The 26,732-nt window shown below is 66.3% G+C and carries 39 protein-coding genes; 34 read left to right on the top strand and 5 right to left on the bottom strand.

The features are described from left to right. Nucleotides 1–12: 12 nt before the first annotated feature. On the top strand, nucleotides 13–147 hold the full coding sequence (locus tag ACIBKX_RS12875) for a hypothetical protein (RefSeq protein WP_363272922.1): 135 nt from the start codon (nucleotides 13–15) through the stop codon (nucleotides 145–147). Nucleotides 148–340: 193 nt separating this feature from the next. Here the strand turns inward: ACIBKX_RS12875 and ACIBKX_RS12870 are convergent, their stop codons facing one another. The 5 genes from ACIBKX_RS12870 to ACIBKX_RS12850 all read right to left on the bottom strand — a co-directional run bounded on the left by ACIBKX_RS12870 (nucleotide 341) and on the right by ACIBKX_RS12850 (nucleotide 5,754). Beyond that, complete coding sequence (locus tag ACIBKX_RS12870; RefSeq protein ID WP_363272923.1) at nucleotides 341–838, bottom strand: Pycsar system effector family protein; 498 nt, start codon at nucleotides 836–838, stop codon at nucleotides 341–343. After that, nucleotides 835–1,977 (bottom strand): hypothetical protein, encoded by a 1,143-nt coding sequence (locus ACIBKX_RS12865; protein WP_363272924.1) that lies wholly within the window; start codon nucleotides 1,975–1,977, stop codon nucleotides 835–837. The genes ACIBKX_RS12870 and ACIBKX_RS12865 overlap by 4 nt, the downstream gene beginning before the upstream one ends. A gap of 19 nt (nucleotides 1,978–1,996) precedes the next feature. Beyond that, the gene (locus ACIBKX_RS12860) at nucleotides 1,997–4,153 is read right to left on the bottom strand and encodes a hypothetical protein (RefSeq protein ID WP_363272926.1); all 2,157 of its coding nucleotides are present in this window, start codon (nucleotides 4,151–4,153) and stop codon (nucleotides 1,997–1,999) included. Then, nucleotides 4,150–4,899 (bottom strand): hypothetical protein, encoded by a 750-nt coding sequence (locus tag ACIBKX_RS12855; protein WP_363272928.1) that lies wholly within the window; start codon nucleotides 4,897–4,899, stop codon nucleotides 4,150–4,152. The genes ACIBKX_RS12860 and ACIBKX_RS12855 overlap by 4 nt, the downstream gene beginning before the upstream one ends. Before the next feature lie 135 nt (nucleotides 4,900–5,034). Continuing rightward, nucleotides 5,035–5,754, bottom strand: a complete 720-nt coding sequence (locus tag ACIBKX_RS12850) for a Crp/Fnr family transcriptional regulator (RefSeq protein WP_363272929.1) — start codon at nucleotides 5,752–5,754, stop codon at nucleotides 5,035–5,037. Nucleotides 5,755–6,146: 392 nt separating this feature from the next. Here ACIBKX_RS12850 and rpsL point away from each other — a divergent pair, with 392 nt between their 5' ends. The 33 genes from rpsL (at nucleotide 6,147) to ACIBKX_RS12685 (ending at nucleotide 26,683) form a co-directional block, all read left to right on the top strand. Beyond that, entirely contained in the window at nucleotides 6,147–6,518 is a 372-nt protein-coding gene (gene rpsL, locus ACIBKX_RS12845) for a 30S ribosomal protein S12 (RefSeq protein WP_003948652.1), read from the top strand. A gap of 2 nt (nucleotides 6,519–6,520) precedes the next feature. Further along, nucleotides 6,521–6,991, top strand: coding sequence for a 30S ribosomal protein S7 (gene rpsG / locus ACIBKX_RS12840; RefSeq protein WP_003974303.1), 471 nt, complete (start codon nucleotides 6,521–6,523; stop codon nucleotides 6,989–6,991). A 39-nt stretch (nucleotides 6,992–7,030) separates the two neighbouring features. Further along, a complete protein-coding gene (gene fusA / locus ACIBKX_RS12835; protein ID WP_363272930.1) occupies nucleotides 7,031–9,157 on the top strand; it encodes an elongation factor G in 2,127 nt (708 codons plus the stop codon). 145 nt (nucleotides 9,158–9,302) lie between these two features. Then, the gene (tuf, locus tag ACIBKX_RS12830; RefSeq protein ID WP_363272931.1) at nucleotides 9,303–10,496 is read left to right on the top strand and encodes an elongation factor Tu; all 1,194 of its coding nucleotides are present in this window, start codon (nucleotides 9,303–9,305) and stop codon (nucleotides 10,494–10,496) included. Between the two features lie 526 nt (nucleotides 10,497–11,022). Continuing rightward, complete coding sequence (rpsJ, locus tag ACIBKX_RS12825) at nucleotides 11,023–11,331, top strand: 30S ribosomal protein S10 (protein WP_003948644.1); 309 nt, start codon at nucleotides 11,023–11,025, stop codon at nucleotides 11,329–11,331. Between the two features lie 14 nt (nucleotides 11,332–11,345). After that, nucleotides 11,346–11,990: a 50S ribosomal protein L3 gene (rplC, locus tag ACIBKX_RS12820; RefSeq protein ID WP_055564825.1), complete on the top strand. Its 645-nt coding sequence runs from the start codon at nucleotides 11,346–11,348 to the stop codon at nucleotides 11,988–11,990. A gap of 8 nt (nucleotides 11,991–11,998) precedes the next feature. After that, nucleotides 11,999–12,652, top strand: coding sequence for a 50S ribosomal protein L4 (gene rplD, locus ACIBKX_RS12815; protein ID WP_363272932.1), 654 nt, complete (start codon nucleotides 11,999–12,001; stop codon nucleotides 12,650–12,652). Continuing rightward, nucleotides 12,652–13,071 (top strand): 50S ribosomal protein L23, encoded by a 420-nt coding sequence (gene rplW, locus ACIBKX_RS12810; RefSeq protein WP_055553493.1) that lies wholly within the window; start codon nucleotides 12,652–12,654, stop codon nucleotides 13,069–13,071. Before rplD ends, rplW begins: the two co-directional genes overlap by 1 nt. 39 nt (nucleotides 13,072–13,110) lie before the next feature. Further along, on the top strand, nucleotides 13,111–13,947 hold the full coding sequence (gene rplB, locus ACIBKX_RS12805; RefSeq protein WP_135332553.1) for a 50S ribosomal protein L2: 837 nt from the start codon (nucleotides 13,111–13,113) through the stop codon (nucleotides 13,945–13,947). Between the two features lie 12 nt (nucleotides 13,948–13,959). Continuing rightward, a complete protein-coding gene (gene rpsS, locus ACIBKX_RS12800; protein ID WP_360768516.1) occupies nucleotides 13,960–14,241 on the top strand; it encodes a 30S ribosomal protein S19 in 282 nt (93 codons plus the stop codon). A 41-nt stretch (nucleotides 14,242–14,282) separates the two neighbouring features. After that, nucleotides 14,283–14,630 carry a 50S ribosomal protein L22 gene (rplV, locus tag ACIBKX_RS12795; protein ID WP_135332555.1) on the top strand — a complete coding sequence of 116 codons (348 nt, stop codon included), beginning with the start codon at nucleotides 14,283–14,285 and terminating at the stop codon, nucleotides 14,628–14,630. Beyond that, nucleotides 14,630–15,469 carry a 30S ribosomal protein S3 gene (rpsC, locus tag ACIBKX_RS12790; protein ID WP_363272933.1) on the top strand — a complete coding sequence of 280 codons (840 nt, stop codon included), beginning with the start codon at nucleotides 14,630–14,632 and terminating at the stop codon, nucleotides 15,467–15,469. Before rplV ends, rpsC begins: the two co-directional genes overlap by 1 nt. A 5-nt stretch (nucleotides 15,470–15,474) precedes the next feature. After that, nucleotides 15,475–15,894: a 50S ribosomal protein L16 gene (gene rplP / locus ACIBKX_RS12785; RefSeq protein ID WP_135332557.1), complete on the top strand. Its 420-nt coding sequence runs from the start codon at nucleotides 15,475–15,477 to the stop codon at nucleotides 15,892–15,894. Further along, nucleotides 15,894–16,118: a 50S ribosomal protein L29 gene (gene rpmC / locus ACIBKX_RS12780; protein ID WP_010036720.1), complete on the top strand. Its 225-nt coding sequence runs from the start codon at nucleotides 15,894–15,896 to the stop codon at nucleotides 16,116–16,118. The genes rplP and rpmC overlap by 1 nt, the downstream gene beginning before the upstream one ends. Next, on the top strand, nucleotides 16,118–16,402 hold the full coding sequence (gene rpsQ / locus ACIBKX_RS12775) for a 30S ribosomal protein S17 (RefSeq protein ID WP_360768521.1): 285 nt from the start codon (nucleotides 16,118–16,120) through the stop codon (nucleotides 16,400–16,402). The genes rpmC and rpsQ overlap by 1 nt, the downstream gene beginning before the upstream one ends. A gap of 105 nt (nucleotides 16,403–16,507) precedes the next feature. Continuing rightward, a complete protein-coding gene (gene rplN / locus ACIBKX_RS12770; RefSeq protein ID WP_003974257.1) occupies nucleotides 16,508–16,876 on the top strand; it encodes a 50S ribosomal protein L14 in 369 nt (122 codons plus the stop codon). A gap of 2 nt (nucleotides 16,877–16,878) precedes the next feature. After that, nucleotides 16,879–17,202: a 50S ribosomal protein L24 gene (rplX, locus tag ACIBKX_RS12765; protein WP_363272934.1), complete on the top strand. Its 324-nt coding sequence runs from the start codon at nucleotides 16,879–16,881 to the stop codon at nucleotides 17,200–17,202. Further along, nucleotides 17,202–17,759, top strand: coding sequence for a 50S ribosomal protein L5 (rplE, locus tag ACIBKX_RS12760; protein ID WP_135332558.1), 558 nt, complete (start codon nucleotides 17,202–17,204; stop codon nucleotides 17,757–17,759). The genes rplX and rplE overlap by 1 nt, the downstream gene beginning before the upstream one ends. A 5-nt stretch (nucleotides 17,760–17,764) precedes the next feature. Further along, nucleotides 17,765–17,950 carry a type Z 30S ribosomal protein S14 gene (locus ACIBKX_RS12755; RefSeq protein WP_003956452.1) on the top strand — a complete coding sequence of 62 codons (186 nt, stop codon included), beginning with the start codon at nucleotides 17,765–17,767 and terminating at the stop codon, nucleotides 17,948–17,950. 224 nt (nucleotides 17,951–18,174) lie between these two features. Then, nucleotides 18,175–18,573, top strand: a complete 399-nt coding sequence (gene rpsH, locus ACIBKX_RS12750; RefSeq protein WP_030359017.1) for a 30S ribosomal protein S8 — start codon at nucleotides 18,175–18,177, stop codon at nucleotides 18,571–18,573. A 21-nt stretch (nucleotides 18,574–18,594) separates the two neighbouring features. Further along, the gene (gene rplF / locus ACIBKX_RS12745) at nucleotides 18,595–19,134 is read left to right on the top strand and encodes a 50S ribosomal protein L6 (protein WP_363272935.1); all 540 of its coding nucleotides are present in this window, start codon (nucleotides 18,595–18,597) and stop codon (nucleotides 19,132–19,134) included. 3 nt (nucleotides 19,135–19,137) lie between these two features. Beyond that, nucleotides 19,138–19,521: a 50S ribosomal protein L18 gene (gene rplR / locus ACIBKX_RS12740; RefSeq protein WP_363272936.1), complete on the top strand. Its 384-nt coding sequence runs from the start codon at nucleotides 19,138–19,140 to the stop codon at nucleotides 19,519–19,521. A gap of 64 nt (nucleotides 19,522–19,585) precedes the next feature. Beyond that, complete coding sequence (gene rpsE / locus ACIBKX_RS12735; RefSeq protein WP_135332562.1) at nucleotides 19,586–20,188, top strand: 30S ribosomal protein S5; 603 nt, start codon at nucleotides 19,586–19,588, stop codon at nucleotides 20,186–20,188. Beyond that, complete coding sequence (gene rpmD / locus ACIBKX_RS12730; protein ID WP_052580766.1) at nucleotides 20,188–20,367, top strand: 50S ribosomal protein L30; 180 nt, start codon at nucleotides 20,188–20,190, stop codon at nucleotides 20,365–20,367. Before rpsE ends, rpmD begins: the two co-directional genes overlap by 1 nt. Before the next feature lies 1 nt (nucleotide 20,368). After that, nucleotides 20,369–20,824, top strand: a complete 456-nt coding sequence (rplO, locus tag ACIBKX_RS12725) for a 50S ribosomal protein L15 (RefSeq protein ID WP_363272938.1) — start codon at nucleotides 20,369–20,371, stop codon at nucleotides 20,822–20,824. A gap of 223 nt (nucleotides 20,825–21,047) precedes the next feature. Next, nucleotides 21,048–22,361 (top strand): preprotein translocase subunit SecY, encoded by a 1,314-nt coding sequence (secY, locus tag ACIBKX_RS12720; protein ID WP_266869988.1) that lies wholly within the window; start codon nucleotides 21,048–21,050, stop codon nucleotides 22,359–22,361. Then, a complete protein-coding gene (locus tag ACIBKX_RS12715) occupies nucleotides 22,361–23,014 on the top strand; it encodes an adenylate kinase (RefSeq protein WP_363272939.1) in 654 nt (217 codons plus the stop codon). The genes secY and ACIBKX_RS12715 overlap by 1 nt, the downstream gene beginning before the upstream one ends. A gap of 105 nt (nucleotides 23,015–23,119) precedes the next feature. Next, the gene (map, locus tag ACIBKX_RS12710) at nucleotides 23,120–23,956 is read left to right on the top strand and encodes a type I methionyl aminopeptidase (protein WP_363272940.1); all 837 of its coding nucleotides are present in this window, start codon (nucleotides 23,120–23,122) and stop codon (nucleotides 23,954–23,956) included. A 156-nt stretch (nucleotides 23,957–24,112) separates the two neighbouring features. Next, nucleotides 24,113–24,334 (top strand): translation initiation factor IF-1, encoded by a 222-nt coding sequence (infA, locus tag ACIBKX_RS12705; RefSeq protein WP_003948620.1) that lies wholly within the window; start codon nucleotides 24,113–24,115, stop codon nucleotides 24,332–24,334. Between the two features lie 58 nt (nucleotides 24,335–24,392). Continuing rightward, nucleotides 24,393–24,506: a 50S ribosomal protein L36 gene (gene rpmJ / locus ACIBKX_RS12700; RefSeq protein WP_003974245.1), complete on the top strand. Its 114-nt coding sequence runs from the start codon at nucleotides 24,393–24,395 to the stop codon at nucleotides 24,504–24,506. 187 nt (nucleotides 24,507–24,693) lie between these two features. Further along, nucleotides 24,694–25,074, top strand: a complete 381-nt coding sequence (gene rpsM, locus ACIBKX_RS12695) for a 30S ribosomal protein S13 (RefSeq protein WP_360768545.1) — start codon at nucleotides 24,694–24,696, stop codon at nucleotides 25,072–25,074. Between the two features lie 65 nt (nucleotides 25,075–25,139). Then, nucleotides 25,140–25,544 (top strand): 30S ribosomal protein S11, encoded by a 405-nt coding sequence (gene rpsK / locus ACIBKX_RS12690; protein ID WP_003948617.1) that lies wholly within the window; start codon nucleotides 25,140–25,142, stop codon nucleotides 25,542–25,544. Nucleotides 25,545–25,660: 116 nt separating this feature from the next. Then, nucleotides 25,661–26,683 carry a DNA-directed RNA polymerase subunit alpha gene (locus ACIBKX_RS12685; protein WP_016645160.1) on the top strand — a complete coding sequence of 341 codons (1,023 nt, stop codon included), beginning with the start codon at nucleotides 25,661–25,663 and terminating at the stop codon, nucleotides 26,681–26,683. Nucleotides 26,684–26,732 lie beyond the last annotated feature (49 nt).

Below are 26,732 nucleotides of genomic sequence, written 5' to 3'. Positions count from 1 at the left end.
GCTGGCCGCGGCATGCGGCAGATGGAGTGCCAGCGATCCGACGGCGAGGGCGTCGGTACCCCCGCGGCGAGCCGCTATGTGGACACGACCGGTGTGCGGGACGTGGGCCTCGGGGTCCTGGGCGCGCACGGTCGCCGGTATCTCTGAGGCATCGGGTATTCGGGGTGCTTGCGGAGCCTGTGACGCCGGATGCGCTGCCGGTGTCCGCAAGGCATCGGGTGGGCGCGGCGATGGTGCGGAGAGCGGCTCGGGGTAGCGGGGTGACGCCGCCGGATCGTGTTCGGGGTACTCCGGTTCGTACGGCTGGGACATGGTGCTCCTTCCATCGGCACGGGATTCCTCAGCCGAGCAGCAGGGCCGCCGGCAGCAGCAGAGTCGCCGCCCCTAGGGCCACGAGTCCGACGCGTATCCACAGGTGTTTGTGTGCGGCGATCCGGCTGGTCGCCGCGAGGGCGGTCACGAGCAGGGGGGTCGGGTTGCGGTCGGCCTCCCTCAGGGCTTGTGCCAGGGCGCCCGAATCGGCGGCGCGCCGGACGTCGCCGAAGTAGCCGAGAGGCAGGCCGGGTTCCCAGACGCTCTTGTCGTAGCGCGGCAGGACCGCGACGAGCGTCGAGAGCAGGGATGCCGTCAACCCGCAGATCCCGCTCCACCAGACGACGGCCCAGGGGAGGGAGAGCCGAGCCGGGTCCCAGCCACGGGCGACGACGAGACCACCGAGAAGCCCCACCGCCATGGCGATGGCACCGATCAACACGGCGGCCTTGCTGTCGGCGCGGCCGATCTCGGCCCGGATCTCGGAGAGCAGCCGAGCACCGGATCTGGACTCCTCGGCGCTCACGCGGACGCCGCCGGGGAGTCGGGATGCTCGACGGAGATGCTGGTCGCCTTGGCCGGCGGATTCTCCTGCCGAGCGAAAGCCGGGTCCCCCATCGCTTGTGTGAAGATGGACCTGAACAGCGCGAGCACCAGCTGCTGGGGTTCCTCCCGTTGGTACTTCTCCAGGGTCTCGTCAGGCAGGACCCGGTCGATGAGCTCAAGCTGGTTCTCGATCGTCCTCTTCTCGTCGGCGCGCAGATTCTCGACGACCAAGTGAGTGTCCTGCGCGTGCTCGGACAGATGGAGGAGAAGGGCGTCGAGCCCTCCCTTGGCCAGATGGTGGCGGTAGAACTCGATTTTCTGCGCCTGGAGTTGTTGCTGCTGTTCCAGCCGGAGCCGCTCCACCTCGTGTTCGGACCACGCGGCCGCGGCGTTGTACTCCGCCGCGCGCAGGCGCCCCTGTTGCGCACGCGCGTCGGGATCGCGCCGCAGCCGGACCGTGCCGCCGAACCGGACTCCCTGGCGTGACACGTGGTCGCCGGATGAGTCGAGCACCTGCTGGACGGTGGCCTCGGCAGCAGCACTGGAGGAGATGGCGAACCCCCGGGTCACGGGTCGCAGCAAGCGGTGGAGCACACGGTTCAGTAAGGCCGGGATGTCGCGTTCCTGGCTGACGACGAAGGACTCCGGATCGGTCACCTGCCAGGTGAGGTCGAAGGTGGTGTCGAACTCGAACGTGTCGATCTCGCTGGGCAGACGGGTGCGCAGGCGCAGCGGATGAACCCCCAGATCGACCTCGTACACGGCGGTTCGGCCGCGCAGGCTCAAGGGCCGCCGGGGCGGCAGGTATGTCTCGTACGCGTCGTCGGCCCCGGCGACCACGAGAGCGCAGTCGGCGCGCCCCAGATATCGGCGGCCGGGGATCTCGTAGCGCGACAGCCGGCGCACGGCGAGCACGGGATCGATCAGCCCGGTGGGCTGGCTGGTCTGGCCTGGACGGCTCCCCAGGTCGTTCATGTGGTCGGGGCCCGGCCACTCGTTCAGGTGGGGCTGGGGCTGCGGCTCACGTGAGGCGGGGGCATGGGACGTCTCGGGTGGCGTCGACGCCTCGCGGAGCCACCGGAGTGCCTGGGCTTCGAGATGGTCCCGGCTGTTCGTCATGGCGGGCCTCCTTTCCAGGTCATGAGTGCGCTGTGACAGCTGTCATCAGGCGGCGAGCGACGTTCAGAGGGCTGCCGTCGGCGTCGAGCACCGTGCGCAGGAGGTGGTCGACGCGTTGCCGGTCGGTGTCGGTATCGGCGAGGGCGGCCAGCAGCGGCGTCAAGGACTGCTCGGTGTACAGGTCGTGCTCCGCCGCTCGAACCCACTGCTGCAAGGTCTCCCGAGCCGTGTCGGTGTGGGCGCGATCGCGCAGCCCGGCACGCCAGAGGCCGGCGACGAGTGCGTCCTCGTCGTTGTCGGGCGAGGAACGGGCATCGGCGAACCACTTCAGGACGAGGGGGCGGTCCGTGCCCTCCTCGGACTCACGGCAGGCCAGGCCGAAGGCACGCAGCGCGTGGTCGTGCAGCGCCTCGTCGTGCGGCGCCCGGTCGTCCTGGACCAGCGGGGCCAGCCGCGGGAGCACCGGCCCGTGGGCCGCGAGCAGCAACAGCTGGGTGGCTTCGGCGAGTTGGTTCACCTCCTCTTCCTCGTCGTTCTCCAGGCGTACGGTGTCGAGCAGCGCGTCCAGCGCCTCCACCGGCTGCATCGGGCCGAGGAGTCCGTAGACGCGGATCGCGGTCCAGCGGCGGCTCGGATGATCGCCGGTGCACCAGGAGTGCAGAATCCTGGATACGCCCCGCACCTCGAGAAGGCTGGCCAGGCTGAGCGTGTTGGCGGCGGTCAGCCAGCCGTTGTAGGACCTGCCGCCGGCCCAGGGCTCGATCAGATGCGCCATGGTGGACGGCAGATCGGCCTCGGCGAGGAGCGCCGTGGCCGCGGCGGCTCGGGTACGGACCAGCGGACGCCCGTCCTTCGCGAGCTGCTGGAGCCAGCGCACCAGGGCGGTGCGCGCCGAGGGATGCACGGTCCAGACCTCGTGCAGCAGCACGCGTGCGGTCTGCGCGTCCTGGAACTCGGCCCTGTACTGGGAGACCGGGCCCCATTCGGTCACCTCGTCCTGCGTACTGCCGACGGCGTGGGCGAATTCGAGCCGCGATGCCGTGGAACTGCCGAAGATCGGAATCTTGGGCGGCTCATGAGGGTTGGCCGTCGTCTGGAGTTCGACGAAGAGGCTGTCGCCGAGTTCCGCGGCGATCGCGTACGGAGCCTTGTCGAAGACGGCGAGTGCGATGAGGAACGTCTTGTCGCGCAGTTCGTCCCCGCCCTCCTTCTCGGGCGACGTGAGCCACCCGGAGACCCGGTCCGCCAGAGCCGACTGCGCGAAGTCGGCCAGTGCCTCCTCGTCGAGTTCCCCTCGGTGGTGGGCGGCGAGCTGCTGTGCGAACTTCTCGGTCTCGCCCGGTTGGTGCGTACGGGCAAGGAAGTCCTCGACCGGTGGGAACCGACACAGCCGCTCCCATGCCTCATGTCCCACCAGGGCCGTCACATGGGCACCGAGAACGTCTTCGACCGGGGGCGGTTCCCATGGGACGAAGGGGATGTCACCCAGTACCGCCGACGAGTCCACAGTGATCACGAACCGTCGGCCGTGCCGCAGCAGCTTCTCCCGCATGCTCAGTAGGTGGGGTTCGAGGAGCGGACGGCTGCGGCTGGTCGACAGCTCGTGCAGGAGGAAGCCGGGTGAGTCCTCCAGAGCGTCCGGCAGCGCCGCCGGGGCGGTGCTTGGTTCGAACGACTGGATCGGGTGCGCACCGAGCCGATGCAGCAGCATGAGCGCCGCGGACTCGCGACCGGTGCCGCGGCTGCCCTTGAGTACGACGACATGGTCGTCCCGGAGCCGCTCCAGCGCCGCGTCGAAGCTCGGGCAGGTCCGGAAGACGGTCGCGAGCCGCTCGACGCCCTCGCGGCGGACCTGGCCGGACACCGAACGTGAGCCCGTTCCGAAGCCTCGCGGACCGAGGTTGATGTTGACGTTGCCCGCGATGTGGCCGCCGGTGACCCCTAGCTGGTCGCCGTGGACCAGGCTGCCGACGAAGTCGGGGGCATGGTCGATCAGGTCGCGGCGGGCGGCCCAGGCAGGTTGCCGTTCTTCGGGTTCCTGCTCCGGCTCCTGGCCCTTGCCGCCCTCGGTGGCACCCTCCTCCGCCGGGGTGGCGTCACTGTCCGTCTTCTCGCTCTTCTCGGGGCGCTCGCCCTTCGGGGGCTTCGCCGGCTTGGCGGCCTCTTCCTGACTCACCTGCGATCACCCGGCTCTCCGCCGGGCAGGTTGAAGGTGATGCCGCCGTTGACGTGGCCGCCGGTCACTCCGTACTGCGAGCCCATGATCTGGGTGCCGGGAGAGGATGGCCCGGAGGAGAAGGGCCCTGGCGAGGAGGCCCCGGCGGTCGGGGGGCCCTCGCCGCCGCCCCGCTCGGGCGTCGCCACTTGGTGCAGCCAGGCGGTGGCGGGCCCTTCCTTGGTCTCCACGGCTACCTTGTGGAACTCCTCAGGACGTACGCCGTGGTGACCGTGGCGTACCACGCCCTGGTAGACGGTGTCGGAGACGCAGAGCACGCTGCTGCCGGCGCCCGCCCGCAGGGCCGCGCGCAGTGGCTCGGCATCCAACAGGCGGAAGGCGTGGTTCAGGTCCCCGCCGACCCACCCTTTCTCGTCCACGGTGACGTATCCGGCGGCCAGCACGATGCGCAGCCGCATCTGCGCGGTGCCCGCCATCAGCCGGTTCTTGGAGTGCAGCAGCATCGGGGTCTCGGTGAGCAGCGCCTTCAGCAGCCCGGGCACCGGAACGTTCGCGTCGATGAGTTCGACGACGGAGTCACCCCGGTCGGCGCGGAGCCGAGCGGTCTCGCTGACGTCGGCCGCGGCGAGGGTGCCGTCGGCGACGTCGTAGAGCATGCGTCGGAGAAAGGCCTGCTCGACATCGTCTCTGGTGCCGAACTGCTCGATGTCGAACAGCAGGATCGTGCGGCTCACGGACTCGGCCATGTTCATCCTTCGATCGGGGATCCGGACTGACCAGCAGCGTGGAGGCGCAGCGGTCCCCGTCGTGAGGGCGGATGACGCACTCGAAGTGTGACCGTGTGCACAGAGCCGGGCCGGGAAGCTCCTGTCCGGTGTGCGTCAGCGGGCCCCCGCTTGTCCCGCCCGAGCGATCATGCGCAGCACATCCGGCCGCCTGATCACCAGCTCACGCCGTCCTGTGGCCACGGCTTCCCGGTCCCGCAGCTCCTTGAGCAGCCGCTGCACCATCTCGCGGGACGCGCCCACGGACCCGGCAAGCTCCTGCTTGCTCAGCGGGACGGCGAGCTCGATGCCTTCGTCCGTACGTACGCCATGAGTGCGGGCCAGGTCGAGGAGCAGCGCCGCGAAGCGCTCCCGCACCGTCATCGACGCGAACTCCAGGCGGCGCCGGTCCGCCGCCCGCGTCCGGTCGGAGGTGAGGCCGAGAAGGGCGAAGGAGACCGTGGGAGAGCGGGCGAGGAAGCCGGTGAACTGGCGTAGCTCGACGGCGACCGCCTGCACCGGCTCCAGGGCGGTGACCGTCGCCGAGCGTGGGCGCCCGGTCAGCGCGGCGGACTCGCCGACTATGTCGCCCGGGCCGCGCAGGGCGAGCAGCGCCTCGTATCCGTTGGCGGCGGCCGCGGTCACCTTGGTCCAGCCGTGCAGGATCAGCAGGATGTGTGAGGACGGCTCGTGCTGGCGGATCAGCGTGGCTCGGGTCGCGAACGGCATCGGGCTGCCGAGCCCGAGCAGCGCGGACCGTTCCTCCCGCTCCAGACGGGCGAGGAACGGCACCCGGTCATCTAGGCCTCCGTCGCCGGGTGGCTGCGCAGCTGTCATGGGTCCCCCGATCGTCGAGCCGACCGACGAACGTAGTGAAACCGGCTGACCTGCGCCCGGGAACGGCTGAAAGCGGTTGCCCGAGGCCATTGAACGGCTGAAATCGCGTCAGATTGGCCGGGTTCCGCGAGCGAAAAGCCCGGCGTGTCGCCCCCCACCGCATTTGTTTTGACCGAACTCGATGAGGTAGGTACGCTCAGACCTTGTGCCTGGGGTGTGCCTGGGCTCGCGCGCGTGTCCTCTGCCGCTGCGGGAGTCCGAGAACGGCCACCGTAATCTGCGCCTCTTTCCGCCTTGCGGCGGGAGTCTGCAGCATTCGACACACCCGACCGCGTGGGTCGGCGACGTTCCAGGTTAGCTTTACTACTCGGCACACAGAAACCGGAGAAGTAGTGCCTACGATCCAGCAGCTGGTCCGGAAGGGCCGGCAGGACAAGGTCGAGAAGAACAAGACGCCCGCACTCGAGGGTTCGCCCCAGCGCCGCGGCGTCTGCACGCGTGTGTTCACGACCACCCCGAAGAAGCCGAACTCGGCCCTCCGTAAGGTCGCGCGTGTGCGTCTGACCTCCGGGATCGAGGTCACGGCCTACATTCCGGGTGAGGGACACAACCTGCAGGAGCACTCCATCGTGCTCGTGCGTGGTGGCCGTGTGAAGGACCTGCCGGGTGTTCGCTACAAGATCATCCGCGGTTCGCTTGACACCCAGGGTGTCAAGAACCGCAAGCAGGCCCGCAGCCGCTACGGCGCCAAGAAGGAGAAGTAAGAATGCCTCGTAAGGGCCCCGCCCCGAAGCGCCCGGTCATCATCGACCCGGTCTACGGTTCTCCTCTGGTGACCTCCCTCATCAACAAGGTGCTGCTGAACGGCAAGCGCTCCACCGCCGAGCGCATCGTGTACGGCGCCATGGAGGGCCTGCGCGAGAAGACCGGCAACGACCCGGTCATCACGCTGAAGCGCGCGCTTGAGAACATCAAGCCGACCCTCGAGGTCAAGTCCCGCCGTGTCGGTGGCGCGACCTACCAGGTCCCGATCGAGGTCAAGCCGGGTCGTGCGAACACGCTCGCCCTGCGCTGGCTGGTCGGTTACTCCCGCGCCCGTCGCGAGAAGACCATGACCGAGCGTCTGCTCAACGAGCTCCTCGACGCCTCCAACGGCCTCGGTGCCGCTGTGAAGAAGCGCGAGGACACCCACAAGATGGCCGAGTCCAACAAGGCCTTCGCGCACTACCGCTGGTAGTCGCTACCCACATCGAGACCGAGAGAAGACTGAGCCGACATGGCTACCACTTCACTTGACCTGGCCAAGGTGCGCAACATCGGCATCATGGCCCACATCGACGCGGGCAAGACGACGACCACCGAGCGGATCCTGTTCTACACCGGTGTGTCGTACAAGATCGGCGAGGTCCACGACGGCGCCGCCACGATGGACTGGATGGAGCAGGAGCAGGAGCGTGGCATCACGATCACCTCTGCTGCCACCACCTGTCACTGGCCGCTGAACGACGTCGACCACACCATCAACATCATCGACACCCCGGGCCACGTCGACTTCACCGTCGAGGTGGAGCGTTCGCTCCGCGTGCTCGACGGTGCCGTGACGGTGTTCGACGGCGTCGCCGGTGTTGAGCCGCAGTCCGAGACCGTGTGGCGTCAGGCGGACCGCTACGGCGTCCCGCGCATCTGCTTCGTCAACAAGCTCGACCGTACGGGTGCCGAGTTCCACCGCTGCGTCGACATGATCGTCGACCGCCTCGGTGCGACCCCGATCGTCATGCAGCTGCCCATCGGCGCAGAGGCTGACTTCAAGGGTGTCGTCGACCTCGTCACGATGAAGGCCTTCGTCTGGTCCGCCGAGACCAAGATGGGCGAGGCCTACGACATCGTCGACATCCCGGACACGCACACCGAGGCTGCCGAGGAGTACCGCGGCAAGCTGCTCGAGGCCGTGGCCGAGAACGACGAAGAGATCATGGAGCTGTACCTGGAGGGCCAGGAGCCCACCGAGGAGCAGCTGTACGCCGCGATCCGTCGTATCACCATCGCGTCCGGCAAGGGCGGGGACACCACGGTGACCCCGGTCTTCTGTGGCACCGCGTTCAAGAACAAGGGCGTTCAGCCCCTGCTCGACGCGGTCGTGCGCTACCTGCCGTCCCCCCTGGACGTCGAGGCCATCGAGGGCCACGACGTGAAGGACCCGGAGACGGTCGTCAAGCGCCGCCCGTCCGACGACGAGCCGCTGTCGGCCCTCGCGTTCAAGATCGCGAGCGACCCGCACCTCGGCAAGCTCACCTTCGTCCGGATCTACTCCGGTCGCCTTGACTCCGGCACCGCGGTGCTGAACTCCGTCAAGGGCAAGAAGGAGCGCATCGGCAAGATCTACCGCATGCACGCGAACAAGCGTGAGGAGATCGAGTCGGTGGGCGCCGGTGACATCGTCGCCGTCATGGGTCTGAAGCAGACCACCACGGGCGAGACGCTCTGTGACGACAAGCAGCCGGTCATCCTGGAGTCCATGGACTTCCCGGCGCCGGTCATCCAGGTCGCCATCGAGCCGAAGTCCAAGGGTGACCAGGAGAAGCTGGGTGTCGCCATCCAGCGCCTCTCGGAGGAGGACCCCTCCTTCCAGGTGCACTCGGACGAGGAGACCGGCCAGACCATCATCGGTGGTATGGGCGAGCTTCACCTCGAGGTGCTCGTCGACCGCATGAAGCGCGAGTTCCGCGTCGAGGCGAACGTCGGCAAGCCCCAGGTCGCGTACCGCGAGACGATCCGTCGGGCCGTCGAGCGCGTGGACTACACCCACAAGAAGCAGACCGGTGGTACCGGTCAGTTCGCCAAGGTGCAGATCGCGATCGAGCCGATCGACAGCGGCGACGCTTCGTACGAGTTCGTGAACAAGGTCACCGGTGGCCGCATCCCCCGGGAGTACATCCCGTCGGTGGACGCGGGTGCGCAGGAGGCCATGCAGTTCGGCATCCTGGCCGGCTACGAGATGACGGGCGTCCGCGTCACGCTTCTCGACGGTGCCTACCACGAGGTCGACTCCTCCGAGCTCGCCTTCAAGATCGCCGGCTCGCAGGCCTTCAAGGAGGCCGCGCGGCAGGCAAAGCCCGTGCTGCTCGAGCCGATGATGGCCGTCGAGGTCACCACGCCCGAGGACTACATGGGCGATGTCATCGGTGACATCAACTCCCGCCGTGGCCAGATCCAGGCCATGGAGGAGCGCAGCGGCGCTCGCGTCGTGAAGGGCCTCGTGCCCCTCTCGGAGATGTTCGGCTACGTCGGAGACCTCCGCAGCAAGACGTCGGGTCGCGCAAGCTACTCAATGCAGTTCGACTCCTACGCCGAGGTTCCGCGGAACGTCGCCGAGGAGATCATCGCGAAGGCCAAGGGCGAGTAACTCACCCGAGTTCACGCTTTAGGCTTGACACCATCCGCCGGGGTTCGATCCCCACAGGGCAAGAATCCCGGCGGCTGGCTTCCCAGCAAAGATCACCTGGCGCCGATGAAGCAAGGCGTACAGAACCACTCCACAGGAGGACCCAGTGGCGAAGGCGAAGTTCGAGCGGACTAAGCCGCACGTCAACATCGGCACCATCGGTCACATTGACCACGGTAAGACGACCCTCACGGCCGCCATTACCAAGGTGCTGCACGACGCGTACCCGGACCTGAACGAGGCCTCGGCCTTCGACCAGATCGACAAGGCTCCCGAGGAGCGCCAGCGCGGTATCACGATCTCGATCGCGCACGTCGAGTACCAGACCGAGGCGCGTCACTACGCCCACGTCGACTGCCCCGGTCACGCGGACTACATCAAGAACATGATCACGGGTGCCGCGCAGATGGACGGCGCCATCCTCGTGGTCGCCGCCACCGACGGCCCGATGCCGCAGACCAAGGAGCACGTGCTCCTGGCCCGCCAGGTCGGCGTTCCGTACATCGTCGTCGCCCTGAACAAGGCCGACATGGTGGACGACGAGGAGATCCTGGAGCTCGTCGAGCTCGAGGTCCGTGAGCTCCTCTCCGAGTACGAGTTCCCGGGCGACGACCTGCCGGTCGTCAAGGTCTCGGCGCTCAAGGCGCTCGAGGGCGACAAGGAGTGGGGCAACTCGGTCCTCGAGCTCATGAAGGCCGTGGATGAGTCCATCCCGGAGCCCGAGCGCGACGTCGACAAGCCGTTCCTGATGCCGATCGAGGACGTCTTCACGATCACCGGTCGTGGCACCGTCGTCACCGGTCGTATCGAGCGTGGTGTCCTGAAGGTCAACGAGACCGTCGACATCATCGGCATCAAGACCGAGAAGACCACCACCACGGTCACCGGCATCGAGATGTTCCGCAAGCTGCTCGACGAGGGCCAGGCCGGTGAGAACGTCGGTCTGCTCCTCCGTGGCATCAAGCGCGAGGACGTCGAGCGCGGCCAGGTCATCATCAAGCCCGGTTCGGTCACGCCGCACACCGAGTTCGAGGCCCAGGCCTACATCCTGTCGAAGGACGAGGGTGGCCGCCACACCCCGTTCTTCAACAACTACCGTCCGCAGTTCTACTTCCGTACGACGGACGTGACCGGCGTCGTGACCCTCCCCGAGGGCACCGAGATGGTCATGCCGGGTGACAACACCGAGATGAAGGTGGAGCTCATCCAGCCCGTCGCCATGGAAGAGGGCCTGAAGTTCGCCATCCGTGAGGGTGGCCGGACCGTCGGCGCCGGCCAGGTCACCAAGATCAACAAGTAAGCTTCGCTTGCTTGAAGATCGGGGAGACCCGGTCGCTCTGAACTGAGCGCAGCGAAGAGCCCCGTTCACCGTTCTGGTGGGCGGGGCTCTTTGCGTTGCGTTTTGCGTACGCGATGGAGTACGGGATTCCGGCCGTGGCAGCTTGACAGTTCGGCTCGATTGGCCTTCGGCGTCCCACGTATGGCACACTGTCCAGGTTGCTCGGTTGAGTGCCGATGCTGCGCGCCTCCCGCCGGGAGGACCGGAAGCGAGTCCCACAGTACTCGTCGCCCTATCTGCCGTTCTGCGGCAGCGCTGGGGCGGACGTACGGGAATCTTCCGGGAAGCGTCAGCGCGGGGTTCAGCCAGGCGCCTGGTGGGTTTCTTCCCCCAGTCCACGTGGCTTCGGCCGCAGCCCTCGGCAGGGAAATCTCTCTGGATTTCTGTCAGCGGGACTGCGACACGCCCGACCGCGTGGGTCGGAGGAAGTGTGAAACAGGGCCCCCAGGTTCCAGAGCGTTTCTACAGACAGGACTACCAAGTAGCCATGGCGGGACAGAAGATCCGCATCCGGCTCAAGGCCTACGACCACGAGGTCATCGACTCCTCGGCGAAGAAGATCGTCGAGACGGTGACGCGTACTGGTGCGTCGGTCGCGGGCCCGGTGCCGCTGCCCACTGAGAAGAACGTGTACTGCGTCATCAAGTCGCCGCACAAGTACAAGGACTCGCGCGAGCACTTCGAGATGCGCACGCACAAGCGCCTGATCGACATCCTCGACCCGACGCCCAAGACCGTTGACTCGCTGATGCGCCTGGACCTTCCGGCCGGCGTTGACATCGAGATCAAGCTCTGAAGGGCGCGGAGAAGATGACCAAGCAGATCAAGGGCATCCTGGGCGAGAAGCTCGGCATGACCCAGGTCTGGGACGAGAACAACCGTGTCGTCCCGGTGACCGTGGTCAAGGCCGGACCCTGCGTCGTTACCCAGGTCCGTACGAACGACAGCGACGGCTACGAGTCGGTCCAGATCGCCTTCGGCGAGATCGACCCGCGCAAGGTGAACAAGCCCCTCAAGGGTCACTTCGCCAAGGCCGACGTGACCCCCCGCCGCCACCTCGTCGAGATCCGTACCGCTGGTGCCAGCGAGTACACCCTCGGCCAGGAGCTGACTGCCGAGACGTTCGAGGCCGGTATCAAGGTCGACGTCACCGGCAAGAGCAAGGGCAAGGGCTTCGCCGGTGTCATGAAGCGTCACAACTTCGCCGGTGGCAAGGCCTCCCACGGTGCCCACCGCGTGCACCGCAAGCCCGGTTCCATCGGTGGCTGCGCCACGCCTGGCCGTGTGTTCAAGGGCCAGCGCATGGCCGGTCGCATGGGCAGCGAGCGGGTCACCACCCAGAACCTGACCGTCCACGCCGTTGACGCGGAGAAGGGTCTGCTGCTCATCAAGGGCGCAGTTCCTGGTCCGAACGGCGGCCTCGTCCTGGTCCGTACCGCGGCCAAGGGGGCCTGAGGTAACCCATGAGCACCATTGACATCCTTTCGCCGGCAGGCGACAAGGCCGGGACCGTCGAGCTCCCCGCGGAGATCTTCGACGTCGAGAAGATCAGCATCCCGCTGATCCACCAGGTCGTCGTCGCCCAGCTGGCCGCTGCCCGTCAGGGCACGCACAAGACCAAGCGCCGCGGCGAAGTCCGTGGTGGTGGCAAGAAGCCTTACCGCCAGAAGGGCACCGGCCGCGCGCGCCAGGGTTCGACCCGTGCGCCGCAGTTCGCCGGCGGTGGCGTCGTGCACGGCCCGCAGCCGCGTGACTACTCGCAGCGGACCCCGAAGAAGATGAAGGCCGCGGCCCTGCGCCACGCCCTCACCGACCGGGCCCGCAACGCTCGCATCCACGTTGTCACCAACGTGGTCGACGGCGAGATCTCCACGAAGGCCGCGAAGACGCTGCTCGGCAAGGTCAGCGAGCGCAAGAACGTGCTCCTGGTCATCGACCGCGCGGACGAGGCTTCGCTGCTCTCCGCCCGCAACCTGCCCCAGGTGCACATCCTGGAGCCGGGCCAGCTGAACACGTACGACGTTCTCGTCTCGGACGACGTGGTCTTCACCAAGGCCGCCTTCGAGTCCTTCGTGTCTGGCCCCAAGGCCAATGAGACCGAAGGGAGCGAAGCCTGATGGCTATTCGTCACCAGAGCATCGCGTCCAAGGCTGCGAAGGCCGCGAAGGCCGCGCGCGTCGCCAAGGCGAAGCGCATCGCGACCGAGGGCAAGATCGCTGTTGAGCCCACCCCGCTGAGCAAGTCCTTCTCGGACCCGCGCGACGTCCTCGTCAAGCCGGTCGTCTCCGAGAAGTCGTACGCGCTGCTCGACGAGGGCAAGTACACGTTCATCGTGGCTCCCGGCTCCAACAAGACCCAGATCAAGCAGGCCGTCGAGGCGGTCTTCTCGGTCAAGGTCACCGGAGTCAACACGATCAACCGTCAGGGCAAGCGGAAGCGTACGCGCACCGGTTTCGGCAAGCGTGCCGACACCAAGCGCGCCATCGTGACCCTTGCTGAGGGCGACCGTATCGACATCTTCGGCCAGGCCTCCTAACGGAGTGCCCTGGTCCGAATATCGGACGAGGACTGAGAAATGGGAATCCGCAAGTACAAGCCGACTACGCCGGGCCGTCGTGGCTCCAGCGTCGCCGACTTCGTCGAGGTAACGCGGTCCACGCCGGAGAAGTCGCTGGTTCGCCCGCTGCACAGCAAGGGCGGCCGTAACAACGCCGGTCGGATCACCGTTCGCCACCAGGGTGGCGGACACAAGCGCGCCTACCGCGTGATCGACTTCCGTCGTCACGACAAGGACGGCGTGCCGGCGAAGGTCGCGCACATCGAGTACGACCCGAACCGCACCGCGCGCATCGCGCTCCTGCACTACGCCGACGGCGAGAAGCGCTACATCCTGGCCCCGCGTGGTCTTGGTCAGGGTGCCCGGGTTGAGAACGGCCCTGGCGCCGACATCAAGCCCGGCAACAACATGGCGCTGCGCAACATCCCCGTCGGTACGACGATCCACGCCATCGAGCTGCGGCCCGGCGGCGGCGCGAAGTTCGCCCGCTCCGCGGGTGCCTCCGTGCAGCTGCTCGCGAAGGAGGGCTCCATGGCCCACCTCCGCATGCCGTCTGGTGAGATCCGCCTGGTCGACGTCCGCTGCCGCGCCACCATCGGCGAGGTCGGCAACGCCGAGCAGTCGAACATCAACTGGGGCAAGGCCGGCCGCATGCGCTGGAAGGGCGTCCGCCCGACCGTGCGTGGTGTCGTCATGAACCCGGTTGACCACCCGCACGGTGGTGGTGAAGGCAAGACCTCCGGTGGTCGCCACCCGGTCTCGCCGTGGGGCAAGAAGGAGGGTCGTACTCGTGATCGCAACAAGGCGAGCAACAAGTACATCGTCCGCCGCCGCAAGTCGAACAAGAAGCGCTAGGAGCGGGTTTAGATGCCGCGCAGTCTCAAGAAGGGACCCTTCGTTGACGGCCACCTCGTAAAGAAGGTGGACGCTCAGAACGAAGCCGGTACCAAGAACGTCATCAAGACCTGGTCCCGTCGCTCGATGATCATCCCGGCCATGCTGGGACACACGATCGCGGTGCACAACGGCAAGACCCACATCCCGGTGTTCGTCACCGAGGCGATGGTCGGCCACAAGCTCGGCGAGTTCTCGCCGACTCGCACCTTCCGCGGCCACGTCAAGGACGACCGGAAGTCGAAGCGCCGCTAACGCGGGGTGGAACGACTATGACTTACACCGAAGGGACAACCATGGAAGCCAGGGCCCAGGCGCGGTACATCCGCGTCACGCCCATGAAGGCCCGCCGCGTGGTGGACCTCATCCGTGGCATGGATGCCACGGAGGCTCAGGCGGTCCTGCGTTTCGCCCCGCAGGCCGCGAGCGTGCCGGTTGGCAAGGTGCTGGACAGCGCCATCGCCAACGCTGCACACAACTACGACCACTCGGACGCCTCTTCGCTGTTCATCAGCGAGGCGTTTGTGGACGAGGGTCCGACCCTGAAGCGGTTCCGTCCGCGTGCCCAGGGCCGTGCCTACCGGATCCGCAAGCGGACCAGCCACATCACCGTGGTCGTCAGCAGCAAGGAAGGAACCCGGTAATGGGCCAGAAGGTAAACCCGCACGGGTTCCGGCTCGGCATCACCACGGACTTCAAGTCCCGGTGGTACGCCGACAAGCTGTACAAGGACTACGTCAAGGAAGACGTCGCCATCCGTCGGATGATGACGTCCGGCATGGAGCGCGCCGGCATCTCGAAGGTTGAGATCGAGCGCACCCGTGACCGCGTGCGTGTGGACATCCACACCGCTCGTCCCGGCATCGTCATCGGCCGCCGTGGCGCCGAGGCCGACCGCATCCGCGGTGACCTCGAGAAGCTCACGGGCAAGCAGGTCCAGCTGAACATCCTCGAGGTCAAGAACCCCGAGGTCGACGCTCAGCTCGTGGCCCAGGCCGTGGCGGAGCAGCTGTCCTCCCGCGTCTCCTTCCGTCGTGCCATGCGCAAGAGCATGCAGTCGTCGATGAAGGCCGGCGCCAAGGGCATCAAGATCCAGTGTGGTGGCCGTCTCGGCGGCGCCGAGATGTCCCGCTCGGAGTTCTACCGCGAGGGCCGTGTGCCCCTGCACACGCTCCGCGCGAACGTCGACTACGGCTTCTTCGAGGCCAAGACGACCTTCGGCCGTATCGGCGTGAAGGTCTGGATCTACAAGGGCGACGTCAAGAACATCGCCGAGGTTCGCGCCGAGAACGCCGCAGCCCGCGCCGGCAACCGTCCGGCCCGTGGCGGCAACGACCGCCCGGCCCGTGGTGGCCGTGGTGGCGAGCGTGGCGGTCGCGGTCGCAAGCCGCAGCAGCAGTCCGCGCCGGCTGCCGAGGCCCCCAAGGCCGAGGCTCCCGCCGCCGCTGCCGCTCCGGCTGAGAGCACCGGAACGGAGGCCTGACCGAAATGCTGATCCCCCGTAGGGTCAAGCACCGCAAGCAGCACCACCCGAAGCGCAGCGGTATGTCCAAGGGTGGCACGCAGGTTGCGTTCGGTGAGTACGGCATCCAGGCGCTCACGCCGGCGTACGTCACCAACCGCCAGATCGAGGCGGCGCGTATCGCGATGACCCGCCACATCAAGCGTGGCGGCAAGGTCTGGATCAACATCTACCCGGACCGCCCCCTCACCAAGAAGCCTGCCGAGACCCGCATGGGTTCCGGTAAGGGTTCGCCGGAGTGGTGGGTCGCGAACGTCAAGCCCGGACGCGTCATGTTCGAGCTGTCGTACCCGAATGAGAAGACTGCTCGTGAGGCGCTCACCCGCGCTGCTCACAAGCTTCCGATGAAGTGCCGCATCGTCCGGCGCGAGGCAGGTGAGTCGTGATGTCGGCCGGTACCAAGGCGTCCGAGCTGCGCGAGCTGGGCAACGAGGAGCTCCTCAACAAGCTCCGCGAGGCCAAGGAAGAGCTGTTCAACCTCCGCTTCCAGGCGGCGACCGGTCAGCTCGAGAACCACGGTCGGCTGAAGGCCGTCCGTAAGGACATCGCGCGGATCTACACCCTGATGCGTGAGCGCGAGCTGGGCATCGAGACGGTGGAGAGCGCCTGATGAGCGAGAGCAACGTGACTGAGACGAACACCGACCGCGGTTTCCGCAAGACCCGTGAGGGTCTGGTCGTCAGCGACAAGATGGACAAGACCGTCGTCGTCGCCGTCGAGGACCGGGTCAAGCACGCGCTGTACGGCAAGGTCATCCGCCGTACGAACAAGCTCAAGGCGCACGACGAGCAGAACGCTGCCGGTGTCGGCGACCGCGTCCTCCTGATGGAGACGCGTCCGCTGTCCGCCACCAAGCGCTGGCGCATCGTCGAGATCCTCGAGAAGGCCAAGTAATTCTCTGAGGGAACTTCCTCAGAGTTCGTTCCGCCAGGCTCGGCAGGGGCCCTCTCGTAAGAGAGAAGCCCCTGCCGGGAACCGGCAGACAAACAGGAGATAGACGTGATCCAGCAGGAGTCGCGACTTCGCGTCGCCGACAACACGGGTGCGAAGGAAATTCTCACCATTCGTGTTCTCGGTGGCTCGGGTCGCCGCTACGCGGGCATCGGTGACGTCATCGTCGCCACCGTCAAGGACGCGATCCCCGGTGGCAACGTGAAGAAGGGTGACGTCGTCAAGGCGGTCATCGTTCGCACCGTCAAGGAGCGCCGCCGTCCCGACGGCTCGTACATCCGCTTCGACGAGAACGCCGCCGTCATTCTGAAGAACGACGGCGACCCTCGCGGCACCCGTATCTTCGGCCCGGTGGGCCGTGAGCTGCGCGAGAAGAAGTTCATGAAGATCATCTCGCTCGCGCCGGAGGTGCTGTAAGCATGAAGATCAAGAAGGGCGACCTGGTCCAGGTCATCACCGGTAAGGACAAGGGCAAGCAGGGCAAGGTCATTGCCGCTTACCCGCGCGACGAGCGCGTCCTGGTCGAGGGTGTCAACCGGGTCAAGAAGCACACGAAGGCCGGCCCGACCGCCAGCGGCTCGCAGGCCGGCGGCATCGTGACCACCGAGGCCCCCGTCCACGTCTCCAACGTCCAGCTGGTCGTGGAGAAGGACGGCAAGAAGGTCGTCACGCGTGTCGGTTTCCGCTTCGACGAAGACGGCAACAAGATCCGCGTTGCCAAGCGGACGGGTGAGGACATCTGATGACGACCACCACCACTCCGCGTCTGAAGACGAAGTACCGCGAGGAGATCGCGGCCAAGCTGCAGGAAGAGTTCTCGTACGAGAACGTCATGCAGACGCCGGGCCTCGTCAAGATCGTGGTCAACATGGGTGTCGGCGACGCCGCCCGTGACTCGAAGCTCATGGACGGTGCCGTCCGTGACCTGACCACCATCACGGGTCAGAAGCCGGCCATCACCAAGGCCCGGAAGTCCATCGCGCAGTTCAAGCTGCGCGAGGGTCAGCCGATCGGCTGCCACGTCACGCTCCGTGGCGACCGCATGTGGGAGTTCCTGGACCGCACCCTGTCGCTCGCGCTGCCGCGCATCCGCGACTTCCGTGGTCTGTCCCCCAAGCAGTTCGACGGTCGTGGCAACTACACCTTCGGTCTCACGGAGCAGGTCATGTTCCACGAGATCGACCAGGACAAGATCGACCGCGTCCGGGGTATGGACATCACCGTGGTCACCACGGCGACCAACGACGCTGAGGGCCGTGCCCTTCTCCGTCACCTCGGCTTCCCGTTCAAGGAGGCGTAAGCGAGATGGCGAAGAAGGCTCTGATTGCCAAGGCTGCTCGTAAGCCCAAGTTCGGTGTGCGTGCGTACACCCGCTGCCAGCGCTGCGGCCGTCCGCACTCCGTGTACCGCAAGTTCGGCCTCTGCCGCGTGTGCCTTCGTGAGATGGCTCACCGTGGCGAGCTGCCGGGCGTGACCAAGAGCTCCTGGTAATTCCCCTCTGTCCTTAGGGACTTGGGAATTACCGGAGGCTCTCGGTAAGTATCTGGTCGGTAGGTGGCCCACCTCTCCATGGCTTAGGCTAGGAGGGTTGGGCGCCTGCCGCCCTGACCGACTTACTACGCCGTAGGTCCCCGCGCCGCACCCGTCCCGCCTCTGAGTGGGGAGAGGGATGGCGCAGATAGGAAACCACGGCGAGAGAGGCCGAAGGCCAATTCATGACCATGACTGATCCGATCGCGGACATGCTGACTCGTCTGCGTAACGCGAACTCGGCGTACCACGACTCCGTGGCGATGCCGCACAGCAAGATCAAGTCTCACATCGCGGAGATCCTCCAGCAGGAGGGCTTCATCACGGGCTGGAAGGTCGAGGACGCCGAGGTCGGCAAGAACCTCGTCCTCGAGCTGAAGTTCGGCCCGAACCGTGAGCGCTCCATCGCGGGCATCAAGCGGATCTCCAAGCCCGGTCTCCGGGTTTACGCGAAGTCCACCAATCTGCCGAAGGTGCTCGGCGGCCTGGGCGTGGCGATCATCTCCACGTCGCACGGTCTGCTCACCGGCCAGCAGGCAGGCAAGAAGGGCGTAGGTGGGGAAGTCCTCGCCTACGTCTGGTAGTCGGGAACGGAGGAATAGCTAATGTCGCGTATTGGCAAGCTCCCCATCACGGTTCCCGCCGGCGTGGACGTCACCATCGACGGCCGTACGGTCGCGGTGAAGGGCCCCAAGGGTTCCCTCTCCCACACCGTCGCTGCGCCGATCGAGATCGCTAAGGGTGAGGACGGCGTCCTGAACGTCACCCGCCCGAACGACGAGCGTCAGAACAAGGCCCTGCACGGCCTGTCCCGCACGCTGGTGGCGAACATGATCACCGGCGTGACCCAGGGTTACGTGAAGAAGCTCGAGATCAGCGGTGTCGGTTACCGCGTGCTCGCGAAGGGCTCCAACCTGGAGTTCTCGCTGGGCTACAGCCACCCGATCCTGGTCGAGGCCCCCGAGGGCATCACCTTCAAGGTGGAGTCCGCGACCAAGCTTTCGGTCGAGGGCATCGACAAGCAGAAGGTCGGCGAGGTTGCGGCCAACATCCGCAAGCTGCGCAAGCCCGACCCGTACAAGGCCAAGGGCGTCAAGTACGAAGGCGAAGTCATCCGCCGCAAGGTCGGAAAGGCGGGTAAGTAAGCCATGGCATACGGTCAGAAGATCGCTAAGGGCGACGCTTACAAGCGTGCGGCTATCAAGCGCCGCCACATCCGTATCCGCAAGCACATCTCGGGTACGGCCGAGCGCCCGCGCCTGGTCGTGACGCGTTCGAACCGCAACATCGTGGCCCAGGTCATCGACGACGTTAAGGGTCACACCCTGGCGTCGGCGTCGACCATGGACACCACGATCCGTGGTGCCGAGGGCGACAAGTCCGCGCAGGCCAAGTCGGTCGGCGCCCTGGTCGCCGAGCGCGCCAAGGCCGCCGGTGTCGAGGCTGTCGTGTTCGACCGTGGTGGTAACCAGTACGCCGGGCGCATCGCCGCCCTGGCGGACGCCGCCCGCGAAGCCGGGCTCAAGTTCTGAGTCCCCGTCGCGCAGCGACTGATGTCACTGCGTAGCTAGCGGAAATCGAAGAGAGGTAATTCCAATGGCTGGACCCCAGCGCCGCGGAAGCGGTGCCGGTGGCGGCGAGCGGCGGGACCGGAAGGGTCGCGACGGTGGCGCTGCCGCCGAGAAGACCGCATACGTTGAGCGCGTTGTCGCGATCAACCGTGTCGCCAAGGTTGTCAAGGGTGGTCGTCGCTTCAGCTTCACCGCGCTCGTCGTGGTGGGTGACGGTGACGGCACCGTAGGTGTCGGTTACGGCAAGGCCAAGGAGGTGCCGGCCGCCATCGCCAAGGGTGTTGAGGAGGCCAAGAAGCACTTCTTCAAGGTCCCCCGTATCCAGGGCACCATCCCGCACCCGATCCAGGGCGAGAAGGCCGCGGGCGTCGTCCTGCTCAAGCCGGCTTCCCCCGGTACCGGTGTTATCGCCGGTGGCCCGGTGCGTGCCGTGCTCGAGTGCGCCGGCGTTCACGACATCCTGTCGAAGTCCCTGGGCTCCGACAACGCGATCAACATCGTGCACGCGACCGTGGCGGCCCTCAAGGGCCTGCAGCGTCCCGAGGAGATCGCGGCTCGCCGTGGTCTGCCCCTCGAGGACGTCGCTCCCGCGGCTCTTCTCCGTGCGCGTGCCGGGGCTGGTGCGTAATGGCGCAGCTCAAGATCACGCAGGTGAAGTCGTACATCGGTAGCAAGCAGAACCACCGTGACACCCTGCGCTCCCTTGGTCTCAAGGGCATCAACACGCAGGTCGTCAAGGAGGACCGCCCCGAGTTCCGCGGAATGGTGCACACCGTCCGCCACCTCGTGACGGTTGAGGAGGTCTGAGATGGCGGAGAACAACCCGCTGAAGGTCCACAACCTCCGGCCCGCCCCGGGCGCCAAGACCGCCAAGACCCGTGTGGGTCGTGGTGAGGCGTCCAAGGGTAAGACCGCTGGTCGTGGTACCAAGGGCACCAAGGCCCGTTACCAGGTTCCGGAGCGCTTCGAGGGTGGCCAGATGCCCCTCCACATGCGTCTCCCGAAGCTCAAGGGCTTCAAGAACCCGTTCAAGACCGAGTTCCAGGTCGTGAACCTCGACAAGCTGAGCGCGCTGTACCCGGAGGGTGGCGAGGTCACCGTCGAGGGTCTCGTCGCCAAGGGTGCCGTTCGCAAGAACAGCCTCGTCAAGGTCCTCGGCCAGGGTGAGGTCACCGTGGCGCTGCAGGTGACGGTCGACGCCGTCTCCGGCTCCGCCAAGGAGAAGATCACCGCCGCCGGCGGCACCGTCACCGAGCTCGTCTGAATTCATCAGGCAACTCGATGACTTGAGCGATTCCCAGCCGGGGATGCCCCACAAAAGGGGCATCCCCGGTTGGTCGTTCCAAGGGGGGCACGGTCGCCGGTAAGGTGGCGTGCACTGTCTAAGCTCCGTGCGGTCTGCCCGCGCGGTTTTCTGACTGATACGTATTCGTCGATCCTCAGACCACTACCTCTGACGCACGCGCGCGGGGGTCGCAGGAGGCACCGTGCTCACCGCGTTCGCCCGGGCGTTCAAGACGCCCGACCTGCGCAAGAAGCTGCTCTTCACGCTCGGCATCATCGTGATCTACCGGATCGGTACGCATGTGCCGATTCCCGGTGTGAGTTACAAGAACGTCCAGACCTGCATGGACGTCGCGAACACCAACCAGGGGCTGTTCGGTCTCGTCAACATGATGAGCGGCGGTGCCCTGCTGCAGATCACGATCTTCGCGCTGGGCATCATGCCGTACATCACGGCGAGCATCATTCTGCAGCTGCTGACCGTGGTGATCCCGCGGCTCGAGGCCCTCAAGAAGGAGGGTCAGGCGGGTACGGCGAAGATCACGCAGTACACCCGTTATCTGACCGTGGCGCTCGCGATCCTGCAGGGCACCGGCCTGGTGGCCACCGCCCGCACCGGCGCCCTCTTCTCCGGCTGCCCCGTCGCCAGCGAGATCGTGCCGGACCAGTCGATCTTCGTCACCGTCACGATGGTCATCACGATGACCGCGGGTACGGCCTGTGTGATGTGGCTCGGTGAGCTCATCACCGACCGCGGCATCGGCAACGGCATGTCGATCCTGATGTTCATCTCGATCGCCGCGACCTTCCCGAGCGCCCTGTGGGCCATCAAGCAGCAGGGCTCGCTCGCCGACGGCTGGATCGAGTTCGGCACCGTCATCGCGGTCGGCCTCGTCATGGTCGGTCTGGTGGTCTTCGTCGAGCAGGCGCAGCGGCGCATCCCGGTCCAGTACGCGAAGCGCATGATCGGCCGCCGGTCCTACGGCGGTACGTCGACCTACATCCCGCTGAAGGTCAATCAGGCGGGCATCATCCCTGTGATCTTTGCCTCTTCGCTGCTCTACATCCCGGCTCTCGTCGCGCAGTTCGCGGGGGGCAACTCGGGGTGGAAGCAGTGGATCGAGGCGAACCTGACCAAGGGTGACCACCCGATTTACATCACGACGTACTTCTTGCTGATCGTGTTCTTCGCCTTCTTCTACGTGGCTATCTCGTTCAACCCCGAGGAAGTCGCGGACAACATGAAGAAGTATGGTGGCTTCATCCCGGGCATCCGGGCTGGCCGTCCGACCGCTGAGTATCTGAGCTACGTACTCAACCGGATCACCTGGCCGGGCTCGCTGTATCTGGGTCTGATCGCTCTCGTGCCGACAATGGCGTTGGTGGGCTTCGGCGCAAACCAGAACTTCCCGTTCGGCGGGACAAGCATCCTGATCATCGTGGGTGTGGGTCTGGAGACCGTGAAGCAGATCGAGAGCCAGCTCCAGCAGCGTAATTACGAAGGGTTCCTCCGCTGATGCGTATCGTCCTCGTCGGGCCGCCCGGTGCGGGCAAGGGAACGCAGGCCGCGTTCCTTGCCAAGAACCTGTCGATCCCGCACATCTCCACGGGCGACCTCTTCCGTGCCAACATCAGCCAGGGCACGGAGCTGGGCAAGCAGGCGAAGTCCTTCATGGACGCGGGCCAGCTGGTGCCGGACGAGGTCACCATCGGGATGGCCAAGGACCGCATGGCCCAGAAGGACGCCGAGCACGGCTTCCTCCTGGACGGCTTCCCGCGCAACGTGTCGCAGGCGCAGGCCCTGGACGACTCGCTCAAGGCGGACGGCCAGAAGCTGGACGCGGTTCTTGACCTTGAGGTCCCCGAGGACGAGGTGGTCAAGCGCATCGCGGGCCGCCGCATCTGCCGGAACGATTCGAGCCACGTCTTCCACGTGACGTACAGCAAGCCGAAGACCGAGGGCGTCTGTGACGTCTGCGGCGGCGAGCTCTACCAGCGCGGTGACGACAAGGAAGAGACCGTGCGCAAGCGGCTCGACGTGTACCACCGCGAGACCGAGCCGATCATCGACCACTACAAGGCCCAGGGCCTGGTCGTCACGATCTCGGCGCTCGGCAAGGTGGACGAGGTCACCAAGCGCGCGATGGACGCGCTCAACGGCGACAAGTAGTCATTACGCTGTTACGGCCGCGGTGCCCCTAGGGGGACCGCGGCCGTAGTGTTGTGTAGGTAGACCCGGTTGTTTCTCGGACGGATGACGGAGAGCGGAAGCCCCATGGTGCAGATCAAGACCCCCGAGCAGATCGCGAAGATGCGTGAGGCGGGCCTTGTCGTCGCCGCCATCCACGCCGCGACGCGCGAGGCCGCGGTGCCGGGTGCGACGACGAAGGATCTCGACGACGTCGCGCGCAAGGTGATCGCCGAGCACGGCGCGAAGTCCAACTTCCTCGGGTACGGCGGCTTCCCCGCCACGATCTGCACCTCGGTCAACGAGGTCGTCGTCCACGGCATCCCCGACGAGAAGACCGTCCTGAAGGACGGCGACATCATCTCGATCGACGCGGGCGCGATCGTCGACGGCTGGCACGGGGACGCGGCGTACACGGCGTTCGTGGGCACCGGTCACGCTCCGGAGCTGATCGAGCTGTCCCGGGTGACCGAGGAGTCGATGTGGGCGGGCCTGGCCGCCATGAAGCAGGGCAACCGGCTGGTCGACATCTCCCGCGCCATCGAGACGTACATCCGCCGGCAGCCGAAGCCGGGCGGCGGCAAGTACGGGATCATCGAGGACTACGGCGGCCACGGCATCGGCACGGAGATGCACATGGACCCCCACCTCCTGAACTACGTCGAGCGCCGCCGCGGCAAGGGCCCGAAGCTGGTCCCCGGCTTCTGCCTGGCGATCGAGCCGATGGTGTCCCTCGGCACCCCGCGCACGGAGGTCCTGTCGGACGAGTGGACCGTCATCACGACGGACGGCACCTGGTCCTCGCACTGGGAGCACTCGATCGCGCTGACGGAGGAGGGCCCCTTCGTGCTGACGTCCCCGGATGGGGGCAAGGCGAAGCTGGCGGAGTACGGGGTGACCGTCGCGCCCGACCCGCTGGGCTGATGCCCCGCTTGCTTAAGGATCTTCCCGATGGGGCATTCTTTCTCGATTCGTCTTTCCGGGTGGCCTGACGTAGACTGACGCGTCGGCTCTCGTGCATCCGTGTGTCTGCATGCGGTGCGTGAAGTCGATCAAGGTAGTCGATTCGAAGGGCGAAGCGTGGCCAAGAAGCAAGGTGCCATCGAGATCGAAGGCACTGTCGTCGAGTCTCTTCCGAACGCCATGTTCAAGGTGGAGCTCCAGAACGGCCACCAGGTCCTGGCACACATCAGCGGCAAGATGCGCATGCACTACATCCGTATCCTCCCTGACGACCGGGTCGTGGTGGAGCTGTCTCCGTACGACCTGACGCGTGGCCGGATCGTCTACCGGTACAAGTAGATCTTGCCCGCACCCCATTCGCGTGGGGTGAAGGCACTGACCCGGAGAACCTCACCCAATGAAGGTCAAGCCGAGCGTCAAGAAGATCTGCGACAAGTGCAGGGTGATCCGCCGTCACGGCCGGGTCATGGTTATCTGCGACAACCCGCGCCACAAGCAGCGCCAGGGCTGACGCACGACTGCAGTTCGCAGATTTTCGCGCGACGCAATTAAGCACATATGCAGGACCCGTCCCTCTTCAGATCCATCGGTAATGGAGGGCGACACCCCCGGTCGGAGGCCGGGGACCCAGGATGTACCTCATACGGCACCTGGGAACGGTCCTGCTGAAGACCTCCGAAAATCAACAGGAGCCTTGAATGGCACGCCTTGAAGGTGTTGACCTCCCGCGCGACAAGCGCGTTGAGGTTGCCCTCACGTACGTGTTCGGCATCGGCCGCACGCTGTCCCAGCAGACGCTGGACGCCACCGGTGTGGACCGCAACACCCGCGTTCGCGACCTGACCGAGGAAGACCTCGTCAAGATCCGCGAGTACGTGGACGCCAACATCCAGACGGAGGGTGACCTCCGCCGCGAGATCCAGGCCGACATCCGCCGCAAGGTCGAGATCGGCTGCTACCAGGGTCTGCGTCACCGTCGTGGCCTGCCCGTCCGCGGTCAGCGCACCAGCACGAACGCTCGTACCCGTAAGGGCCCGCGTCGCGCCATCGCCGGTAAGAAGAAGCCGGGCAAGAAGTAGTCCTCGCTCAGCGGTCTATCGACAGCTGTCGCTGCAGGACCGACCACCTCCCGTAGGAGTTATAGATGCCCCCCAAGGGTCGTCAGGGCGCTGCCAAGAAGGTGCGCCGCAAGGAAAAGAAGAACGTTGCCCACGGGCACGCTCACATCAAGAGCACGTTCAACAACACGATCGTGTCCATCACGGACCCGACCGGCAACGTGATCTCCTGGGCCTCCGCCGGCCACGTCGGCTTCAAGGGCTCGCGCAAGTCCACGCCGTTCGCCGCGCAGATGGCCGCCGAGTCGGCTGCCCGTCGCGCGCAGGAGCACGGCATGCGCAAGGTCGACGTCTTCGTCAAGGGCCCGGGTTCCGGTCGCGAGACCGCCATCCGTTCGCTCCAGGCGACCGGTCTTGAGGTCGGCTCGATCCAGGACGTGACGCCCACGCCGCACAACGGCTGCCGTCCGCCCAAGCGCCGCCGCGTCTGACGCACGGTTGTCTTAGGTTTTCGGGCGGTACGGCTCTTCGGAGGCGTGCCGCCCGTACCCTTGCAATACATCAGGGCATCAAATAGTGGGTGCCCCTGAACTGAAGGAAACACTTCATGCTGATCGCTCAGCGTCCCTCGTTGACCGAAGAGGTCGTCGACGAATTCCGCTCCCGGTTCGTGATCGAGCCGCTGGAGCCGGGCTTCGGTTACACCCTCGGCAACTCCCTGCGTCGGACCCTTCTCTCCTCGATTCCGGGTGCGGCGGTCACGTCCATCCGTATCGACGGTGTCCTGCACGAGTTCACCACCGTGCCGGGCGTCAAGGAAGACGTCACCGACCTCATCCTCAACATCAAGCAGCTGGTTGTTTCCAGCGAGCACGATGAGCCCGTCGTCATGTACCTGCGCAAGCAGGGTCCCGGTCTGGTCACCGCCGCCGACATCGCGCCCCCGGCCGGCGTCGAGGTGCACAACCCCGACCTGGTCCTCGCCACGCTCAACGGCAAGGGCAAGCTGGAGATGGAGCTGACCGTCGAGCGCGGTCGCGGCTACGTCTCCGCCGTCCAGAACAAGCAGGTGGGCCAGGAGATCGGTCGTATCCCGGTCGACTCCATCTACAGCCCCGTGCTGAAGGTCACCTACAAGGTCGAGGCGACCCGAGTCGAGCAGCGCACCGACTTCGACAAGCTCATCGTCGACGTCGAGACCAAGCAGGCCATGCGCCCGCGTGACGCCATGGCGTCCGCCGGCAAGACCCTGGTCGAGCTGTTCGGTCTCGCCCGCGAGCTGAACATCGACGCCGAGGGCATCGACATGGGCCCGTCCCCGACGGACGCCGCCCTTGCCGCCGACCTGGCGCTGCCGATCGAGGAGCTCGAGCTCACCGTTCGGTCGTACAACTGCCTCAAGCGCGAGGGCATCCACTCCGTGGGTGAGCTCGTCGCCCGCTCCGAGGCCGACCTGCTCGACATCCGCAACTTCGGTGCGAAGTCGATCGACGAGGTCAAGATGAAGCTCAATGGGATGGGCCTGGCCCTCAAGGACTCGCCTCCCGGCTTCGACCCGACCGCTGCTGCCGACGCCTTCGGCGCCGACGACGACGCGGACGCGGGCTTCGTGGAGACCGAGCAGTACTGATTTTTCTGCGGACCGGCTTGGGCCGGTCGCGCAGTTCCCCGCGCCCCTT

The sequence above is a fragment of the Streptomyces sp. NPDC050658 genome (assembly GCF_044457025.1).
Classification (GTDB): Bacteria; Actinomycetota; Actinomycetes; order Streptomycetales; family Streptomycetaceae; genus Streptomyces.
Note: the sequence above shows the minus strand (reverse complement) of the source record. Positions and strands in the feature narration are given on the sequence as shown.